The sequence below is a fragment of the Nocardiopsis oceani genome (assembly GCF_054777395.1).
Genome location: NZ_BAAHAR010000018.1, coordinates 1 through 17,454, shown reverse-complemented (window position 1 = coordinate 17,454; position 17,454 = coordinate 1). Strand labels below are relative to the sequence as shown.

14 protein-coding genes are annotated in these 17,454 nt (G+C 70.3%); 7 read left to right on the top strand and 7 right to left on the bottom strand.

The genetic code is table 11. The annotated features are described in order from the left end of the window. Positions 1 to 55: 55 nt before the first annotated feature. Both ACYVDG_RS12200 and dxr read right to left on the bottom strand, forming a co-directional pair. A complete protein-coding gene (locus ACYVDG_RS12200; protein WP_460749880.1) occupies positions 56 to 1,414 on the bottom strand; it encodes a M50 family metallopeptidase in 1,359 nt (452 codons plus the stop codon). 28 nt (positions 1,415 to 1,442) lie between these two features. Beyond that, positions 1,443 to 2,645 carry a 1-deoxy-D-xylulose-5-phosphate reductoisomerase gene (gene dxr / locus ACYVDG_RS12195; RefSeq protein ID WP_460750250.1) on the bottom strand — a complete coding sequence of 401 codons (1,203 nt, stop codon included), beginning with the start codon at positions 2,643 to 2,645 and terminating at the stop codon, positions 1,443 to 1,445. A 256-nt stretch (positions 2,646 to 2,901) separates the two neighbouring features. Here dxr and ACYVDG_RS12190 point away from each other — a divergent pair, with 256 nt between their 5' ends. Next, positions 2,902 to 4,530, top strand: coding sequence for a CocE/NonD family hydrolase (locus ACYVDG_RS12190; RefSeq protein WP_460749877.1), 1,629 nt, complete (start codon positions 2,902 to 2,904; stop codon positions 4,528 to 4,530). 139 nt (positions 4,531 to 4,669) lie between these two features. Further along, positions 4,670 to 5,731: a trypsin-like serine peptidase gene (locus tag ACYVDG_RS12185; RefSeq protein ID WP_460749873.1), complete on the top strand. Its 1,062-nt coding sequence runs from the start codon at positions 4,670 to 4,672 to the stop codon at positions 5,729 to 5,731. Between the two features lie 73 nt (positions 5,732 to 5,804). On the opposite strand, the gene ACYVDG_RS12180 is transcribed toward ACYVDG_RS12185, so the two are convergent. Beyond that, positions 5,805 to 7,229 carry an aldehyde dehydrogenase family protein gene (locus ACYVDG_RS12180; RefSeq protein ID WP_460749868.1) on the bottom strand — a complete coding sequence of 475 codons (1,425 nt, stop codon included), beginning with the start codon at positions 7,227 to 7,229 and terminating at the stop codon, positions 5,805 to 5,807. 223 nt (positions 7,230 to 7,452) lie between these two features. Between ACYVDG_RS12180 and ACYVDG_RS12175 the strand changes: the two genes are divergently transcribed. After that, the gene (locus ACYVDG_RS12175; RefSeq protein ID WP_460749864.1) at positions 7,453 to 9,270 is read left to right on the top strand and encodes a hypothetical protein; all 1,818 of its coding nucleotides are present in this window, start codon (positions 7,453 to 7,455) and stop codon (positions 9,268 to 9,270) included. Between the two features lie 4 nt (positions 9,271 to 9,274). Here ACYVDG_RS12175 and ACYVDG_RS12170 read toward each other — a convergent pair whose 3' ends face one another. Next, positions 9,275 to 9,871 (bottom strand): HD domain-containing protein, encoded by a 597-nt coding sequence (locus tag ACYVDG_RS12170; RefSeq protein ID WP_460749861.1) that lies wholly within the window; start codon positions 9,869 to 9,871, stop codon positions 9,275 to 9,277. A 50-nt stretch (positions 9,872 to 9,921) separates the two neighbouring features. Here ACYVDG_RS12170 and ACYVDG_RS12165 point away from each other — a divergent pair, with 50 nt between their 5' ends. Further along, positions 9,922 to 10,806 carry a 3-methyladenine DNA glycosylase gene (locus tag ACYVDG_RS12165; RefSeq protein ID WP_460749857.1) on the top strand — a complete coding sequence of 295 codons (885 nt, stop codon included), beginning with the start codon at positions 9,922 to 9,924 and terminating at the stop codon, positions 10,804 to 10,806. Between the two features lie 17 nt (positions 10,807 to 10,823). Here ACYVDG_RS12165 and ACYVDG_RS12160 read toward each other — a convergent pair whose 3' ends face one another. Then, complete coding sequence (locus ACYVDG_RS12160) at positions 10,824 to 11,237, bottom strand: SdpI family protein (RefSeq protein ID WP_460749852.1); 414 nt, start codon at positions 11,235 to 11,237, stop codon at positions 10,824 to 10,826. 173 nt (positions 11,238 to 11,410) lie between these two features. On the opposite strand from ACYVDG_RS12160, the gene ACYVDG_RS12155 reads away from it, so the two are divergent. Both ACYVDG_RS12155 and ACYVDG_RS12150 read left to right on the top strand, forming a co-directional pair. Beyond that, positions 11,411 to 12,772 carry a sensor histidine kinase gene (locus ACYVDG_RS12155; protein WP_460749848.1) on the top strand — a complete coding sequence of 454 codons (1,362 nt, stop codon included), beginning with the start codon at positions 11,411 to 11,413 and terminating at the stop codon, positions 12,770 to 12,772. Next, complete coding sequence (locus tag ACYVDG_RS12150) at positions 12,769 to 13,434, top strand: response regulator (protein ID WP_460749845.1); 666 nt, start codon at positions 12,769 to 12,771, stop codon at positions 13,432 to 13,434. Before ACYVDG_RS12155 ends, ACYVDG_RS12150 begins: the two co-directional genes overlap by 4 nt. 88 nt (positions 13,435 to 13,522) lie before the next feature. On the opposite strand, the gene ACYVDG_RS12145 is transcribed toward ACYVDG_RS12150, so the two are convergent. Together ACYVDG_RS12145 and ACYVDG_RS12140 are read right to left on the bottom strand one after the other, a co-directional pair. After that, on the bottom strand, positions 13,523 to 15,136 hold the full coding sequence (locus tag ACYVDG_RS12145) for a serine hydrolase domain-containing protein (RefSeq protein ID WP_460749842.1): 1,614 nt from the start codon (positions 15,134 to 15,136) through the stop codon (positions 13,523 to 13,525). A gap of 82 nt (positions 15,137 to 15,218) precedes the next feature. After that, entirely contained in the window at positions 15,219 to 16,919 is a 1,701-nt protein-coding gene (locus tag ACYVDG_RS12140; RefSeq protein WP_460749836.1) for a serine hydrolase domain-containing protein, read from the bottom strand. Positions 16,920 to 17,253: 334 nt separating this feature from the next. On the opposite strand from ACYVDG_RS12140, the gene ACYVDG_RS12135 reads away from it, so the two are divergent. Continuing rightward, positions 17,254 to 17,454, top strand: a 201-nt coding sequence (locus tag ACYVDG_RS12135; RefSeq protein ID WP_460749831.1) for a hypothetical protein, incomplete at its 3' end; no start/stop codon positions are given.

Below are 17,454 nucleotides of genomic sequence, written 5' to 3'. Positions count from 1 at the left end.
AGGTTACCCGCCCTTGAGGGAACGCACGGCCCGAAGTGGGACCCTTCACACCGGATCAGCCGAACAAGAGCACCGGGTTGACCAGGTCCGCCACGAGCAAAATGACACTGAACACCAGGAAACAGGCCACCACGACATAGGCCACAGGTGTCAGCAAGGCGACGTCGACCGGCCCTGGGTCCGGCTTGCGGAACAGCCGCGCGGTCCACTTCTTGATGGACTCCCAGATCGCCCCGAGCATGTGGCCGCCGTCCAGCGGCAGGATCGGCAGCATGTTGAAGGCGAAGAGGAAGAGGTTCACCCCGGCGAGGATGTTGAGCATGATCGCGGCGGTGTCCACCACCGGCAGGCCCTGCGACATGATCTCGCCGCCGATCCGGGAGATGCCGACGATGCCCACCGGGGAGTCCTCGGTGCGCTGCTCGCCCAGGAAGGCGGCGCCGAACACCTCGGGCACCCGGCTGGGCAGGGCGATGATCGCCTCACCGACGTTGACCAGCATGACGCCCACCTCGGCGGCGGACTCGGTCACCGTGAGGGGTTCGCGCTCCTGGGCGAAGACGATGCCCAGGAAGCCGACGGTCTCGGTGGCCAGGACCCTGCGGCCCTGGTCGTCGTAGACGTGGTCGCCCTGCTCGTCGACCTCGTAGACGTAGTCGCCCTCGGCGTCGCGGGCGGGCAGCTCGTTCTCGATGAGGTCGACGGTGGTGGTGAAGCGCTCGCCGTCGCGCTCGATACCGAACTCGGTGGGGCCGACGGACTCGCGGATCTGCTGGTTGGCGTGCACCCAGTCCGGAGTCTCCACACCGCCGACGGAGACGATGACGTCATCGGCCTCCAGCCCGGCCTCTGCGGCGGGGGTGGGGTCGAAGTCGTCGGTGCACTCGGTGACGGTGGCACCGGCGGGGACCACGCAGTCCTGGACCTCGCCGACTTCGGTGCTGCTCTTGGGGACCCCGATGCCCATGAAGAGCACGCCGAGCAGGATCGTGGCGAGGATGAGGTTCATGCCCGGGCCGGCGAACATGACGATCAGGCGCTTCCACGGGGCGCGCTGGTAGAACTGCCGGTCCTGGTCCTCGGGGGCCAGCTCCACGTAGGAGGCCTCCCGGGCGTCCTCGGCCATCGCCCGCCAGCGCGACATCTTGCGGGAACTGCCTTCGGCCCCCCGCTGCCCGGGCGGGAGCATGCCGACCATACGCACGAAGCCGCCCAGTGGCACGGCCTTGATCCCGTACTCGGTCTCGCCCTTGCGGAAGGACCACAGGGTCTTACCGAAGCCCACCATGAACTCGGTGCACCTGATCCCGAACATCTTGGCCGTGGACATATGGCCGAGCTCATGCCAAGCGATCGAGAACAGCAGTCCCACGAAGAACAGGACGATCCCGACCACGGTCAGCAGCACGACCATGTATCTCTCCTCAAGCCAATGTCGGTCCTCAACCGCGGGCGAGCAACTCGCGCGCGCGGGTGCGGGCCCAGGTGTCAGCGGCGTACACGTCGTCCAGGGTCAGGGTCGGGGCCCCGGGCCGGTCCGTCCGCTGGTGTTCAGAGACTACCTGGGCGACAGTGTCCATGATGGACGGGAACGCGAGGTTTCCCTTGAGGAAGGCGTCGACCGCCTCCTCGTTGGCCGCGTTGTAGACGGCGGGGGCGGTCCCGCCCGCCGAACCGACCTCCGCAGCCAGCCGAACGGAGGGGAAGGCCTCGTCGTCCAGGGGCTCGAAGGTCCAGCTCTGCGCCTTGGTCCAGTCCATGCCGGGCGCCACGTCGGGAACGCGTTCCGGTGCGCCGATCCCGTAGGCGATCGGGATCATCATGCTGGGCGGGCTGGCCTTGGCCAGGGTGGTGCCGTCCACGTACTCGACCATGGAGTGCACGATCGACTGCGGGTGCACGACCACGTCGATCCGGTCGATGGGGATGTCGAACAGCAGGTGGGCCTCGATCACCTCCAGCCCCTTGTTGACCAGGGTGGCGGAATTGACGGTGATGACCGGGCCCATGCTCCAGGTCGGGTGGTTGAGCGCCTCGGCCGGGGTGACGTCGGCGAGCTCGTCGCCGCGGCGGCCGCGGAAGGGGCCGCCGCTGGCGGTGACGACCAGGCGGCGCACCTCGCTCAGCCGGGCGTGCACCAGGCCCTGGGCCGGGCTGGTCAGCTCTTCCCAGGGGCGGTACGGGAAGCACTGGGCGATGGCGTAGTGCTCGGAGTCGACCGGGATGATCTGGCCGGGTTCGGCCAGGTCGCGGACCAGGGGCCCCCCGATGATCAGGGACTCCTTGTTGGCCAGGGCGAGGGTGTTCCCGGCGCGCAGCGTGGCGAGCGTGGACTCCAGGCCCAGCGCGCCGGTGATCCCGTTGAGGACGACGTCGCACGGGGAGCCGGCCAGTTCGGCGACACCGTCGGCACCGGCAAGCACTTCGGCGGTACCGCCCTGCTCGCCGACGAGCCGCGTGAGCTCGGCGGCCTGAGCCGTGTCCGCCACGGCCACCCGGTCGACCCCGAGTTGCACCGCCTGCTTGGCGAGCAGATCCACGCGGCCGCCGCCCGCGGCCAGCCCCACCACCCGGAAGCGCTCGGGATTGCGCTGGACGATATCGATGGCCTGGGTGCCGATCGAACCGGTCGAACCCAGGATCACTACTGTTCGCTGCTGTTCTTCTCGCACCCCTCCATTGTCACGCACCCGCGGGAGGAGAGGTCTCGGCCCTTCCAGAACCCGGGTCTTTACAGGGGCGTGCGAATGGCTTAACTTAACTCGTTAGTAACCTACTTCACAGTAAAGAACGATACCGATCACACCCGGTACGGCCGCACCCCGACCGGCCCTCCCCGATGGCGACGGCGCGACAGTCCATCGGAGCCTCCCCCCGCCCACCACCCCCGAGGTTCCCGACATGCTCTCCTCCCCATCACGCGACACCGCAGGCCCGCGCACCAAAACGCTCGCCTGCACCTTCGCGGCCGTGATCGCCGCCGCGACCGTATCCCCCGCCGCGGCCGACACCGTCGGCTCCACCATCAGCTACGAGACGATCGTCAGCCATGACGACACCGAACTGAAGGCCAAGGTCATCACCCCCACCGGCACCGAGGGACCGCACCCGCTGCTGGTCATGCCGTCCGCATGGGCCACCCCGCACATCCTCTACGTCGGCGCGGCCAAGCGTCTCGCCGAGGAATCCGGATACCAGGTCGTCGCCTACAGTTCACGGGGCTTCTGGGACTCCGGCGGCGGGATCGAGGTGGCCGGGCCCGAGGACCGCGCGGACGCCAGCGCCGTCATCGACTGGGCCTTGGACAACACCGAGGCCGACGCCGACCGCATCGGCATGGCCGGGATCTCCTACGGCGGCGGCATCAGCCTGCTGACCGCGGCCGAGGACGAACGGGTCAAGGCGGTCGGGTCCATGAGCGGCTGGGCCGACCTGGAGGCCTCGCTCTACCCCAACGAGACCATCGACGAGCAGTCCGCGGAGCTCCTGCTCCTGGCCGGAAACCTGCTCGGCACGCCCGGCGAGACGCTCGAGGAGATGGAGCGCGAGTACCGGAACGGCAACGTCGACCCCATCCTCGAACACGCACCGGACCGCTCCGCGGCCACCAAGGTGGACGAGATCAACGCCAACGGCACGGCGGTCATGATCGCGCACGGCTGGAACGACGGCATGTTCCCGGTCAGCCACCTGGCCGACTTCTACGAAGAGCTCTCCGGCCCGAAGCGGCTGATGCTGGCCCCCGGCGACCACGCCACCCAGGAAGCGTTCGGGGCTGTCGGGCTGCCCAACGAGACCTGGGAGGACCTCACGCGCTGGTTCGACCACCACCTCAAGGGCGAGGACAACGGCATCGGCGCCGAGGACCCGGTGCACGTCAAGCCCAACAACGGCGGTGGCGACTGGACCTCCCACTCGGACTGGCCCTCCCTGACCACCGGCAGCGACCAGTACTACCTCGACCAGCCCAGCACCGACTGGGGGCGCTGGCAGAGCAGCGGCGCCATGGAGCCCGAGCCCGCGACCGGCTGGGAGTACGACTTCCGTACCGGCATCGGCACGACTGCACGCAGCGGCACGGTCATCGTGTCCGGGGCACTCCAGCAGTTCTTCGACGTGCCCACCGGCGTCTCGCTGCCCACTGTGGACCGGCACCGGGCGGCGGTGTGGACCAGCCCCGACTACCCCGACGGCGCCCGCGTGGCCGGAACCCCCGAAGTGACGTTCACGTTCACCCCCACCGCGGAGGAGCAGTCGGTGTACGTGTACCTGTACGCCATGAACGACCGGGGCACGGGCTCCCTGCTCAGCCACGCGCCGTACACCCTGCGCGACGGCACCCCCGGTGAGCCGGTAACCGTGGAGACCGAGTTCTCCTCGGTGGTCTGGGACATCCCGGCCGGACACCGGCTGGCCGTGGTGGTGGACAGCGACGACGCCCGCTACACGAGTGAGAGCGAGATCGGGAACACGGTCGAGGTGAGCTCCCCCGAGGAGAACCCGACCCAGGTCACCATCCCGTTCGGGTAACGGGAGAGTTCAGGGCCCGGCAGTACCGGTGGCCGATCGGCACGACTCCCGCAGTGCCGGTCGGCCACCTTCCCGAGAAAGCCACGCCACAAACTTAAAGTAGTCAATAGGTTACTCCAAGTGTGCAAAAATCGTGGCCATGACCTCGTCCACCGCACACAAGATCCTCGCCCCGCTGGCCGCCGCCGCGGTCGCCCTCGGCGGCCTCGCCATCGTCGACAAACTCCCGGCCCCCGCGTCGGCGGTCACCCAGGCCATCCACGCATCGCACGCCCCCGCCGCACAGGCCGTACCCGTACAGCAGGCCTCCTCCCGGATGGACGGGGTCGTTCACCAGAACGGGGCGGTCACCAACGAGCAGAGCGCCGCCGTCCTCGACTACTGGACTGCGGACCGCATGGCCGCGGCCAAGCCCATCACCAGCATGCTCGACCCGGCCCTCGAACTCACCGCGCCCAGCGGGCCGGACAGGGCCGGCGCCGAACCGCAGGCCGCCCACCCAGACAGCGACGGAGAGCCCTGGGCCGAAGGGGGCCTGGTCACCGAAACCACCGGCAAAGTATTCCTGACCATGGACGACCGCGACTTCACCTGTTCGGCCTCGGTCGTGGAGGCCGACAACCGCAGCACCCTGGTGACCGCCGGACACTGCGCCAAGGACGGCACCGGTTCCTGGGCGCGCAACTGGACCTTCGTGCCCGGCTACTCCGACGGCGACGGCCCGCACGGCAGGTACACCGCCCGCGACATGCTGGTCGCCCCCGAGTGGGCCAACGAAGCGGACGACAGCTACGACTTCGCCATGGTGGTCCTCAACGAGGACGAGGGCGACGCGGTACAGGACCGGGTCGGCGCCCAGTCCCTTGCCTTCGACACCTGGACCGAGCAGAGCGTGGCCGACGGAGTCCAGGTGTACGCCTTCGGCTACCCCGCCGCGTCCCCCTTCGACGGCCGGGACCTGCACTACTGCTCCGGCCGGACGGTCCCCGACACCGGAGGCACCACCGCCAACGGGATGCGCTGCACCATGACCCAGGGATCCAGCGGCGGCCCCTGGTTCTCCGGCTTCGACCCCGACAGCGGCCAGGGCGCCATCTCGTCCGTCGTGAGCTTCAAGTACGCCGACGACCGGGACACCCAGTACGGGCCGCGCCTGGGCGCGGAGGCCGAACGGCTCTACAACCACGCGGCCCAGCTGTAAGGGTGCCCGGCGCCGCGGCCTGCGGCCGAGGCACCGGGCCGGAGCCGGGAGCTGGGCCCGGCACCCCCTGCCTCTACAGGTCGATGCCGGTGAGGACGAGGACCCGCTCATGGGTGAGGTCGGTCATCGCGGCGCGGAGGCCCTCCTTGCCCACACCCGAGCCCTTGACCCCGCCGTAGGGCATCTGGTCCGCGCGGAAGGTGGGCACGTCACCGACCACCACACCGCCGACCTCCAGCTCCCGGTGGGCGCGGAAGGCGGTGGGCAGGTCACGGGTGAACACGCCCGCCTGCAGGCCGAAGTCGCTGTCGTTGACCGCGGCGAAGGCAGCGCCGGTGTCGGCGACCCGCTGGACGACCAGCACCGGACCGAACACCTCCTCGCGCACCACCCTGGCGTCGGAGGGCGCGTCGGCCAGGACGGTCGGCGCCACGGTCACGCCGTCGCGGGTGCCGCCGGTCAGGAGGGTGGCCCCGGCCCCGACCGCCTCGTCGATCCAGGCCGCCACCCGCTCGGCGGAGGCCTCGTCGACCAGCGGCCCGACGTCGGTCTTCGGGTCGTCGGGGTCGCCGGTGCCCAACGCCTCGACCTGGGAGACCAGGCGCGGAAGGAAGTCGTCGTGGACGGCGTCGGTGACCACCACCCGCTGCACCCCGATGCACACCTGACCGGCCTGGTTGTTGCCGAACAGGGCCACGCGCTGGGCCGCCCAGTCGAGGTCGGCGTCGTCCAGCACCACGGCCGCGGCGTTGCCGCCGAGCTCCAGGGTGACGTGCTTGTGCGGTGCGCGCCGCTGGATCTCCCAGCCGAACGGGCCGCCGGTGAAGGAGACGACGGGCAGCCGCTCGTCGGTGATCAGCGGGGAGGCCAGTTCGTTGGGCATGGGCAGCACCGAGACCATGCCCGCGGGCAAGTCCGTCTCCGCGAGGATCTCACCGAGGATGAGGGCGGTCATGGGGGTGGCCGGCGCGGGCTTGAGGATTACCGGAGCGCCCACGGCGACGGCGGGGGCGACCTTGTGGGCGACCAGGTTGATCGGGAAGTTGAACGGGGAGATGCCCAGGACCGGGCCCTTGGGGACACGGCGGATCATGGCCATCCGGCCGGTGCCGCCGGGGTCGGTGTCGAGGCGCTGCAGCTCGCCGCTGTCACGGCGGGCCTCCTCGGCGGCCCAGCGGAACACGGAGACCGCGCGGCCCGCCTCGGCACGGGCCCACTTGATGGGCTTGCCGCTCTCAGCGGTGATGACCTGGGCGATCTCCTCCGCGCGCTCGCCGATCCGGCGGGACACGTGGTCGAGTGCACCGGCACGCACGTGCGCGGGCAGGGCCGCGGCCTCGTCGGCCACCGCGTGCGCGGCGGCGACGGCCTGATCGACCTGGGCCTCGGTGGGCACGGAGACGGTGCCCGCCGCCGCACCGGTGTAGGGGTTGAGGACGGTCATTTCGGTGTCGCCGGTCGCGGCGGTGCCGGCCAGCCAGAACGGGTGCGTGGTCATGTGGGCGACGGTAGCCCCGGCCAACGGCACCCGCCTTGTCCAGACCATCCAACCTACCCACTGGGATTTGCCACAGTGGAGCACGAGCAACGACGTCAGGGGATCTTTGGTCAACCGCTGGCATCCGCGCGATCCTTGATACACAGTGGTGGGGAGGGCTCTGCCAGTACGTTCAGCCAGACCCTCGGGTCCACCGCCGCCGACGGGAACCCGGGAGGGCCCATTGCCGCTCGTCTACCGCACGCTCGTCGCAGTACCCAACGCGGACGGGGAACTCGTCGCCGTAACCTCGGGCTTCCTCTCACGGTGGCTCAGCAAACGCGGCAACTCGGGCGCGCGCGTGGACTTCAGCACCTCCGGCCGCTACGAGCTGAGCAACCGCTCCCGCGCCCTGGTCGCCCGGCACGACAACACCGACGAGGGCCTCACCTTCCTGCGCCTGGTCACCGAGTCCGAGAAGCCGGACGGCGTGTGGCGCACCCTGGTCACCGTGGTCGTCGACCCCGAGCTCGCCCCCTGGAACTTCGTGTGGCTCGACATGACCGTCGACCCCACCGCCCCCGGCAACGCCGGCAACCCGGCGGAAGCCCCCCGGCTGGACGTGATGCCGCCAGAGGCCGCACGGATGCTCCTCGACTCGGTCAGGGCCCACGACGGCACCCACCCGCTGCCCCCGACACCGAAGATCGTGCGGGGCCGCGACGACGCCGCCGTGGACGCACTGCTGTCGGCCGTCCGCGATCCCCTCAGGCGGTTGGCGATCGTCGCCACCGGGGCGCCGCGGGACGTGACCGTCGCCGAATGGCGCAACTCCATGGCCGGGGCCCTGTCCCGCTGTACCGGCATGTGTGCCGGGTACGTGTTGGACGCGGCCGCCCTGGAGCGGGTGGACGGGGCCCTCCCCCGGGACCTGGACGTGCCCGCGGGCGGGGTGCGCACGTTCTTACCAGAGGTGGACCTCGCCGACGAGGAGGACGCCGGACGGCACCCGCGGATGAGTCCGAACACCCTCGACACCGCCCGCGAAGGCGAGCGCATCCGCAACTGGGTCGGCGCCGCGCTGTCCCGGCGGGTGCGCGACAACGCTGTGGGGATCGGGCTGCCGGAACCGCTCAGGGCGATCGACGCCTTTCTGACCGAGGAGACCGACGACCTCCGCGCAGGCCCGCGCACCGGGCCCGCGGTCCCCCAGCAGGCGCCGCCCACCGGATCGGGGCACGTCATCGCGCACCAGTCGGAACAGGACTCGGACGGCACGGCGGGTTTGGCGGCCGCCGCTGCCGCCAAGGCACAGGAAAAGCAGACACAGCGGCTGAAAGAGGAGGTCCGCCGGCTGAGCGGGCGGATCGAGGAGCTGTCCGACGAGCGCCAGGCCCTACTCGCCGAGACCGCGGACCTGGCCGACGAGCTGGCCACGGCCAGGGAGGAGGGGCGCAAGGCCCGCTACGAGAACCGGTGGCTGCGCGACCGGGTACGCGAGGAGGGCCTGTACCGGCTGGCCGCGGCGCCGGCCCCACGCGACCCCGACCAGCGCGCCCCCGCCAGCGTCCGGGAGCTCCTGGAACGGATCACCGACGGCACGGCCCTGCCGCACCTGTTCTTCACGATCGAGGACCAGACGGTGTACGAGCTGTCCGACAGCCGCAAAGAGGGCCTGTGGGTGACCCGGGCCTGGGAGGCGCTGCTGGCGCTCAACGACTACGCCCGTTACCAGTTCGACAACCCGGGTAGCGGGCTGGGCTTCCACTCCTACCTGCGCGACCCGCCCAACGGCTACCGGGTGATCCCGGTCAAGCGCCTGGCCTCGCAGGAGTCCGACTACGTCCGCAACCGGGGGAAACTCAACGAGAAGCGGGTGTTCCGGGTCCCGCACGAGGTGGACCCGGCCGGCCGGGTACCGATGTACGCGCACATCAAACTGGACATCGAATACGGCATCTGCCCGCGGCTGTACTTCTTCCCGCACCTGGGTCCCGACACCACCAACCGCGTCTACGTGGGCTACCTGGGACGCCACCTGCCGGTACAGCAGTCGAACTGAGGGCCTAGACCAGGGAGTTGCCGTAGCGCCGGGCCAGCGGTTCCAGATCCGGTTCGCCGTAGCGCTCCACCAGCTCCTTGAACCGCAGCTCCTTGTCCTCGCCGAAGCGCCGGACCTTGGCCGCGAAGGCGTCCGCGGTGAGGAACACCGGCGGTTGGCTCTTGCTGTGGAACTTGTCCGCGTACATGACCAGCTCCTCCTCGGGCGACTCGGCCAGGTAGTCGGCGACCGGGATGGGCAGCCCTTGGGAGCGCACGTCCTCGCAGGTGATCCCCACCCCGGTGTGGTGGGAGCAGAACCGGCCCAGGGCCTCAGGCAGCCCCTCCCCCGCCAGGAGCTCGTAGCCGAGCACCCCGTGGCTGACGTAGCGGGAGCCGTCAAGCTGCCCGTCGGGTCCGTACAGCCGGTAGACGCCGATGTCGTGGAGCAGGCAGCCGGCCCGCACGAGATCAGCGTTCACACTCGGGGCAGCGCGGTCGAGGAGTTGCTCCGCCACCTCGCACACGGCACGGCAGTGCGTGTACACGCGCTCGAAGGCCTCGGCTGTGGGAGCGTACCGCTCGTGGAGGGCCCGGATCTGGTCGTCGGTGGGGATCAGCACATCCGCAGACTAGGCCAGGTGCGCGGAGCACGGCACATATCCTGGGGCCCGTGACGGGAACGAGTACCGAGCCCCTGACGGGCCTGGCGGAGACGGAGTGGCGCGGGCGCGCCGAACAGCACGCGCAGCGCGTGGACGCACTGGTCGGCGACCACCTGCGGCGGCGGCGCGCGGGCGAACGGCACCCCGTCGAGGACTTCCTGTTCACCTACTACAACCTCAAGCCCGCGCAGCTGCGGCGCTGGCACCCCGGTGCGGGATCGGTGCTGCTGGGCGAGGGCGCCCGCGAGCGGCTCTCCGAGCGCTTCTACACCGAGGTCGACGGCGGGGTGGGACTGGACGTACCCGGCTTCCTCGCCGCGCGCCCGGTTCTGGACTTCGTGGAGCGGCTGCTGACCTCGGTGGCCGAGCGCCCCGCGCACCTGGGCTGCTTCGGGCTGCACGAGTGGGCCATGGTGTACCGCACCGAGGACGTCCGGCACTCGCAGGTCCCCCTGCGGCTGGGCCACAAGGGCACCGACCGGGTCGTGGAGTCGCACCGGATCCAGTGCTCGCACTTCGACGCGTTCCGGTTCTTCACCGAGGAGGCCCGCCCGCGCAACACCCTCCAGCCCACCCGGGAGGCGCAGGCCGAGCTGGACCAACCGGGGTGCCTGCACGCCAACATGGACCTGTACAAGTGGGCGTACAAGCTCGCGCCCGCGGTTCCGTCAGAGCTGGTGGTGGACTGCTTCGAACTCTCGAAGGAGATCCGCACCCTGGACATGCGGGCCTCGCCGTACGACCTCGTGGAGTGGGGCTACGAACCGGTCCGGATCGAGACCGCCGAGGGCAAGGCCGCGTACATGGAGTACCAGCGCGACTTCGCCGAACGCGGCGCGGTCCTGCGCGAGCGGCTCCTCGCGGTGTGCCGGACGCTGCGCGCGGCGGGCTGACCTCTGTCCGCCGGGGTTCAGGTCAGGTCGGCGCGGCCCGCCTCCCGGGCCTCACGCTCCCGGGAGAACCGCTGCGCCCGCCACATACCGATGAACAGCAGGGTGAGGCTCACCGCGGTCGGGGCGAGCGTCGCGGCCAGCTGACCGTTCACGGTCGCGGCCGCCGGGATGAGGGCTAGCGCGGGCAGCATCGCCACACCGGCCAACAGCGACCACCGCGAAGCGGCCTCGTGCACCGTGTACCAGGCGAAGTCGCTGGAGTACGTGTACGAAGTGCGGATACCGAAGAAGCGGTTCGGCCGAATCATCCGCCTGCGCCCCATGATCCCCATAACGACCAGCACGACCGACATCAGGCCGAGGCTGGACAGGAGAAGCAGAAGCGGAACGAAGGGGATCATCTGGTCTTGGGCATCGGCCAAAGGGTGCATGGTCGGTCTTCCTCCAGCCGGGGCACGGCGGATCGGGGCAGGTTTGAAGGCGCTAGGGGTTGACACGGGCGGGGCGGGGATCCGGCATCATGGTGCCCGACGGCCCTGCCGATCCAACAGTCACGGGTGTCATGGGCGCACGGTCATGGGTGCGCGGTCATAGGTGCGCGGTCATGGGTGCGCTCCTCCTCGGTGAGCGCTTCGTGTCCGTGGTTCGGGTTTGGCAGACTCCCACCATGCCCGAACTCCGCCAGCGGCACCTCCCCGACCGGCTCGACCCGCGCGGCCCCCGCCCCCGCCTCGCAGTCCACGTACTGTTCGGGGCCACCGTGCTCGGCTTCGTCCTGGTGCGGACCCTCAACGCCATGGCCGAAGGCCGGTTCATCCCGTCGCCGTTCCCGCACCCCGATCCCGTCTACCTGGTCATGCTCGGCGCGCTCCTCCCCGTCTGCGCCCTGTGGCCGTTCACTGCGTGGGAACGCCGGGCACCTGCCCACAGGCGGGCCTTGACCGCAGGTTTCCTCGCCTCGACCGTCCTCCTCATCCCGGTCATGGATTTCGGTGCCTTCGGGCTGGTCGCCGTGTCCGTCGCCCTTGCCACGTGCGCGTTCGGCACGACGGGCGGGCTGGCCCAAGCACTGGTGTTCGCCGTGGTCAACGCTGCTGCCGGACTGGCTCTCCCGGGCCTTCCACTCGGCTATGCCATGTTCAACGGGGCGCTGATGTTCGCCTACGGCCTGGTCCCACTCATGGCCATATGGGTACTGGTCGGCGCGGCCCGGCAGAGCCAGCGCACCCGTGACCTCCTGGCGGAGCTGCAGGAGGCGCACTCCCTGTTGCGTGAGCACGCCGCCCGCGACCGGGAACGCGCCATCGCCGACGAACGCGCCCGCATGGCCAGGGAGATGCACGACAGCACCGGCCACCACCTGAGCGCCGTCCACGTGTGCCTGCTCAACGCGGAGCGCTCCGCGGCCGCGCTACCCGGGGATCTGCCCCGGGAACTCCTCGACGACCTGCATGAGGACATCGGCCAGGCCCGTCGCCTGACCAAGGAAACCCTGGCCGACACCCGCCGCTGGGTACGTGCCCTCAAGCCTCTCGGGCTGGCCGAACGTTCCGGTCCGGCCGCACTGCGCTCGCTCACGGAGTCGTTCGGTAACCTGGGGGTTTCCACCAGCTTCACCAGCACCGGTTCCTGGCCCGACGGACTGGACGGGAACGCCGAGCTGGTCGCCTACCGGTGTGTACAGGAAGCGCTGACCAACGCGCTGCGCCACTCCGGTGCCAGCCGCATCGAGGTGGCCGCGCATGCCGGGCCGGACCGACTGGACCTTCGGGTCACCGACGACGGCCAGGGGCCGGGGGACGGGGCGCCGGGGTTCGGACTGACCGCGTTGCGCGAACGCCTTGCCGCTCTGGGCGGAGCATTGGATACGGGTCCGGGCGCGGGTGGCGGGTTCGAGCTTCGGGCCCGGGTTCCGGCAACGGCGTACCCACACGAGCGGGCACGTGAATGGGAAGTGGCGTTGTGACTGAGCGGGTTCGGGTGCTGTTGGTGGACGACCACCTGATCGTGCGGCGCGGTCTCGCCCGGCTGCTGGCAGCCGAGGCGGGTGTGGAAATCGTCGGCGAGGCGGCCGATGGTGTGGAGGCGCTCGAACTCCTCTCCTCGGCCGAACTAGCCGAGCCGCCGCACGTGGCCCTGGTGGACGTGCACATGCCGCGGATGAACGGTACGGAGCTGGTCGAGCGCCTCCGAGTGGAGCATCCCGGGATCTCGGTGGTGGTTCTGACCAGCTTCGATGAGGACGAGCACCTGTTCGCGTGCTTGCGCAGCGGGGCGAAGGGATACCTGCTCAAGGACGCCGAACTCGACGACGTCGCCGGGTCCGTCCATCGGGCAGCTCGTGGGGAGAGCACACTGCTCGGGTACGCCGCCGAACGGATGATCGCCGGAATCACCCCACCGGTCCCAACTCCTGTTTCCCCCGTGACTCCCCCGGCCGACCACGGGCTCACCGCACGGGAGTTGGACGTGACGCACCAGGTCGGTTCCGGCGCCACCAACCGAGAGATCGCCCGTGCCCTCCACATATCGGAGGGCACCGTCCGCAACCACATCACCAGTGTCCTGCGCAGACTCGACCTGCGGGACCGCACCGCCCTCGCGCTCTGGTACAACGACCGTCACTAGTCCAACCGCGGGTGAGCGCCCGGCACCTGAGGTGGAGCGGGGCCGAGGGCGCCCGCCCCACCGTCACGGCACAGGGCCGGGTCGCGGCTCAGGACCAGGCGGTGAGGGTGCCCCACAGCGCCAGAGAACCGAGGGCCAGTGAGAACAGCACCGAGGGCACGAACAACGTGATGCGCAGCCAGCGCCACCGGGCCGCCTCGACGGGCACCCGGCTCCAGTGCCACACGGCGACCGTGAGCGCTGCGGCAACCAGGGCGACGCCGAGAGCCCACACGAACGGAGGCGTGTCCACCCAACCGCCGACCCGCAGGGCGGCGAGCAGCCAGGCCACGGACCCGAGGGTGAGCGAGACGATGCGCAGCCGGTCGAGGGGCCGCTGGGCAATGAGCGTGCGGCGGCGCAGCACCAGGGCGAACAGCAGGAGCGACGGCAGCAGCACCATGGCCAGGGTCAGCGACAGGAACAGCCACGGGGCGAAGGTCGGGGCGAGGGGCTCCGGATCGTCCCCGAGCAGGTCGAAGGCCAGGTTGACGGAGTCGGTCGAGAAGCTGTTGGACATGACCACGACGGAGTGCTCCCCGTCCGTGGCAACCATGCTCCGGCTGCCCAGGGTGCCGCCGCTGTGCCAGGTCACCTGACCGACATCGGAAACGTAGAGCAGGTGCCAGCCCAGACCGATACCGGTCCCGTCGAACATCTGCCCCGGGATCGCCGCGTCGAAGGGATCGTGGACGGGGTCCATCGAGCCCAGGCCCGGTGCGCTGCCGTCGGCCACGGCGGTCATGAAGCGGACCAGGTCCTCGGTGGTGCTCCAGGTGGTGATCCCGGCCGCCGCGTAGTCGGTGTTGCGCCACTCCTGGACGCGCGCGCCGGGTTCGGCGTGCGGACCGGCGCCGCCCTCCGGCACCCCGTCGTCGACGACGTACGTGTCGTCCATGCCCAGCGGGTCCAGAATCCGCTCGCGGACCAGGTCCGGGTAGTCGGTGCCGGACTCGGCCGCCAGGGCCTCACCGAGGACGGCGTAACCGGCGTTGCTGTACTGGTAGGAGCCCCGGTTCAGCGACATGGTGGCGGTCGCGTGTTCGAGGGGCGGCGTGGCGGTGCGGTACATGTCGCCGGACACCAGGGTCGCCACGGGTCCGCGGAGACCGGTCTCCGCCTCCGTCACGAACCCGGCGTGGTGCGTGGCCAGCTCCTCCAGGTTCGCGTCGGCGATCTCCGGATCGGAGAAGTCGAGTTCGGGGAAGATGTCCGCGAGGGTGCGGTCCAGCGAGGTCTCGCCGTTCTCCACCATGTCCGCGAGGGTCATCGCGGTGAAGGCCTTGAACACCGACGCGGTCTCGAACAGGGTGTCCTGGCCGATGGGCTCGGTACCGTCGGCGGTCCCCGCGGTCACCCACTCGATCCCGTCCGGGTCCTCGTTCGGGAATCGGGCGACAGCCAGGCCTTGGACCAGCTCCGGGTCGAGGGCGGCCGAGACATCGTCGACCAGTGGGGCGTCCCCCTCGAACTCGGCCCCGGACGCGGAGCGGTGGGGCAGGAGCGGGAAGAGCAGGAACGCGATGAGGCCGACCGCGGCACCGGCCGCCAGGGCCACGAGCAGTGTCCGGCCGGGTGCGGCCTGGGCTCTGGGCCTTGGTCCGCGGGACGGCACGTTCTGTTCGGCCGCGGCGGCCGGGGAGGGTACTTCGGGAGCTGTCATACGGCGATTCTCTAGAGGGAAGGCGTATGCGGACCAGTCACTGGAGTCATGGACCGGTCACGTTTTCCAGTCATGCCTCCGTTCACAGGTAGGCGGCGACGAGGCCCCAGGTCATCAGCGACCCCAGGGTCAGGGAGAAGAGCACCGAGAACACGAACACGGTGACGTGCAGCCAGCGGAAGCGCCCGGCCTCGGTGGGGACCCGGACGAAGTGCCAGGCCAGGACGGCGATGGACGCGGCGACCACCCCCGCGGACAGGGAGAAGGACACGTGGGGCACCTCCAACCAGATGCCGCTGCGCTGGAGGAAGGCGAGCCACGCGAGGTTGCCCAGGGACAGGGAGACCACCCGGAGCCGGTCGATCGGGCGCTGGGTGATCAGGGTCCGGCGGCGGATCGCCAGGGAGATCAGGAGGCCCGGCGGGACGATCAGGAGGAAGACCACGAGCGCCGAGTAGAGGAGGACGCTGGGTTCTGCGCTGATGGGGTCGGTGCCCTCGGGGCTGGACAGCAGGTTGAGGGCCAGTGCCGACTCTTGGAGGACGGCGGTGTTGCCCATGAGGACCACGGCGCGGTCATCGTTGAACAGCAGCATCGTGGAAGCGCCGTAGACCATGCCGCCGTGCAGGGTGACCGGTCCGAACTCCTCGGTTTCGTGGCGCTGCCAGGCGAGACCGCTCGAGACGGTCTCGGAGCTGTCGGGGACGATGTCCTCGAGAACGGTGTCCGTCGAGTCCGCTCCGGGCGCGCTGCCGTCGGTCAGCCCGGCGGCGAGCTTGGTCAGGTCGGCAGTGGTGCTCCAGGTACCGATCCCGGCCGGGGCGTAGTCCGCGTTGGTCCACGGCGCGATGCGCACACCGGGTTCGTAGTAGGGGTGCGCGGCGCCTGCGGGGAGGTCCTCACCGGCGATGACGGTGTCGTCCATGTCGAGCGGGTCGAGGATCCGCTCGCGGGCCAGCTCGGGGTAGGGGGTGTCTGCCTCAGCTGCCAGCGCCTCGCCGAGGACCGCGAAGCCGAAGTTGGAGTAGAGGAAGGTGCCCTTGGTTTGTGCCCGGGCGCTGGCCAGCGACTCCAGTGGGGGGTCGACGTGGCGGTAGGGGCCGGTCATGGGCAGCGTGCCGAGGACGGAGGCGGGAAGGTCCGGGTCGGCGACCGCCCCCAGCCCGGAGTGGTGGGTGGCCAGCTCCTCCAGAGTGATGGAGGCGACCTCGGGGTCCGTGTAGTCGACCTCCGGGAGGACCTCCGCCAAGGTGCGGTCCAGGGTGGTCTCCCCCTCCGCGACCATGTCGGCGAGGAGCATGCCCGTGATCCCCTTGAAGATCGAACCGGTCTCGACGGGTGTGTGCTCGTCGAAGGGGACGGTCCCGTCGGTGGTTCCTGCCTGGGCCCACTCGACCGTGTCCGGGGCCGTGTCGGCCGCGTCCGAGTCCGTCTCGACCGCGCCCGGGTCCGGGTCGGCCGCGTCCGGGTCCGTATCGGCCGCGTCCGAGTCCGTCTCGACCGCGCCCGGGTCCGTATCGGCCGCGTCCGGGTCATTGAGGTCGAAACGGGCGACGGCCAGCCCCTGGACCTCCTTGAGCCGGTCGCCGAGGGCCTCCTCGACGTCAGCGGCAAGGGGCGCGTCCCCGGTGACCTCGCTGGCCGGCGTGGGCCGCACCGGCGCGAACAGGTGGGCCAGAACAGCCACGACGATGCCGACAGCCAGGGCGACCAGCCAGACACCACGCGGGGCCGCCAGTGGGCGTGAATCCGCCAGGGGGCGCGGGGAGTGGGAGAGAGCCATGCCTCCAGGCTTTCGCGGACTGCTGTCCAACGGTAGTCGTTGCTGTCATCGCCCTGCCATGACAATCCGATGGTTCCGGGATGACAACTGTCATCAACAGATCCTGTGTCGGCTGCTGTGTCGGCTGCTGTGTCGGCACATTGGGGTTGCCTGCTCTGATGGTGTGGGGTTGCTTTTCCGGCTGGGGTGTCCTCCTTTCCCGCCGCCCGATTGTGGCCGTCTCCGCTGCGCGCCTCAAGGTCGTCGCCATCGAGCGCTTCGCGCGTCATTGGCGCTCCACCTTGACCCGCTCCGCTACGACGGCGGGTTGGCGGCTATCGGGAAAGGGGGACGGGTGGTTGAGGTCCGAGCGGTCCCGGCCTTCGGCCGGGTAACCCCGGTCGGCCTGGGGGCCGATGCCTGCCACGCCGCCGGAGCGTTGACGGGTCGGGTGTCGCGGCTGGTCATGGTGTGCGGCGGACCCCTCGGCCTGGGGGCCGATGCCTGCCCCTGCGCCGGAGCGTTGACGGGTCGGGTGTCACGGCTGGTCATGGTG

Bases quoted from the DNA above. Each gene is read 5' to 3' on its own strand.
- ACYVDG_RS12200 (WP_460749880.1), bottom strand. From the start codon at position 1,414: ATGGTCGTGCTGCTGACCGTGGTCGGGATCGTCCTGTTCTTCGTGGGA.
- ACYVDG_RS12190 (WP_460749877.1), top strand. From the start codon at position 2,902: ATGCTCTCCTCCCCATCACGCGACACCGCAGGCCCGCGCACCAAAACG.
- ACYVDG_RS12185 (WP_460749873.1), top strand. From the start codon at position 4,670: ATGACCTCGTCCACCGCACACAAGATCCTCGCCCCGCTGGCCGCCGCC.
- ACYVDG_RS12180 (WP_460749868.1), bottom strand. From the start codon at position 7,229: ATGACCACGCACCCGTTCTGGCTGGCCGGCACCGCCGCGACCGGCGAC.
- ACYVDG_RS12160 (WP_460749852.1), bottom strand. From the start codon at position 11,237: ATGCACCCTTTGGCCGATGCCCAAGACCAGATGATCCCCTTCGTTCCG.
- ACYVDG_RS12155 (WP_460749848.1), top strand. From the start codon at position 11,411: ATGGGTGCGCTCCTCCTCGGTGAGCGCTTCGTGTCCGTGGTTCGGGTT.
- ACYVDG_RS12145 (WP_460749842.1), bottom strand. From the start codon at position 15,136: ATGACAGCTCCCGAAGTACCCTCCCCGGCCGCCGCGGCCGAACAGAAC.
- ACYVDG_RS12140 (WP_460749836.1), bottom strand. From the start codon at position 16,919: ATGGCTCTCTCCCACTCCCCGCGCCCCCTGGCGGATTCACGCCCACTG.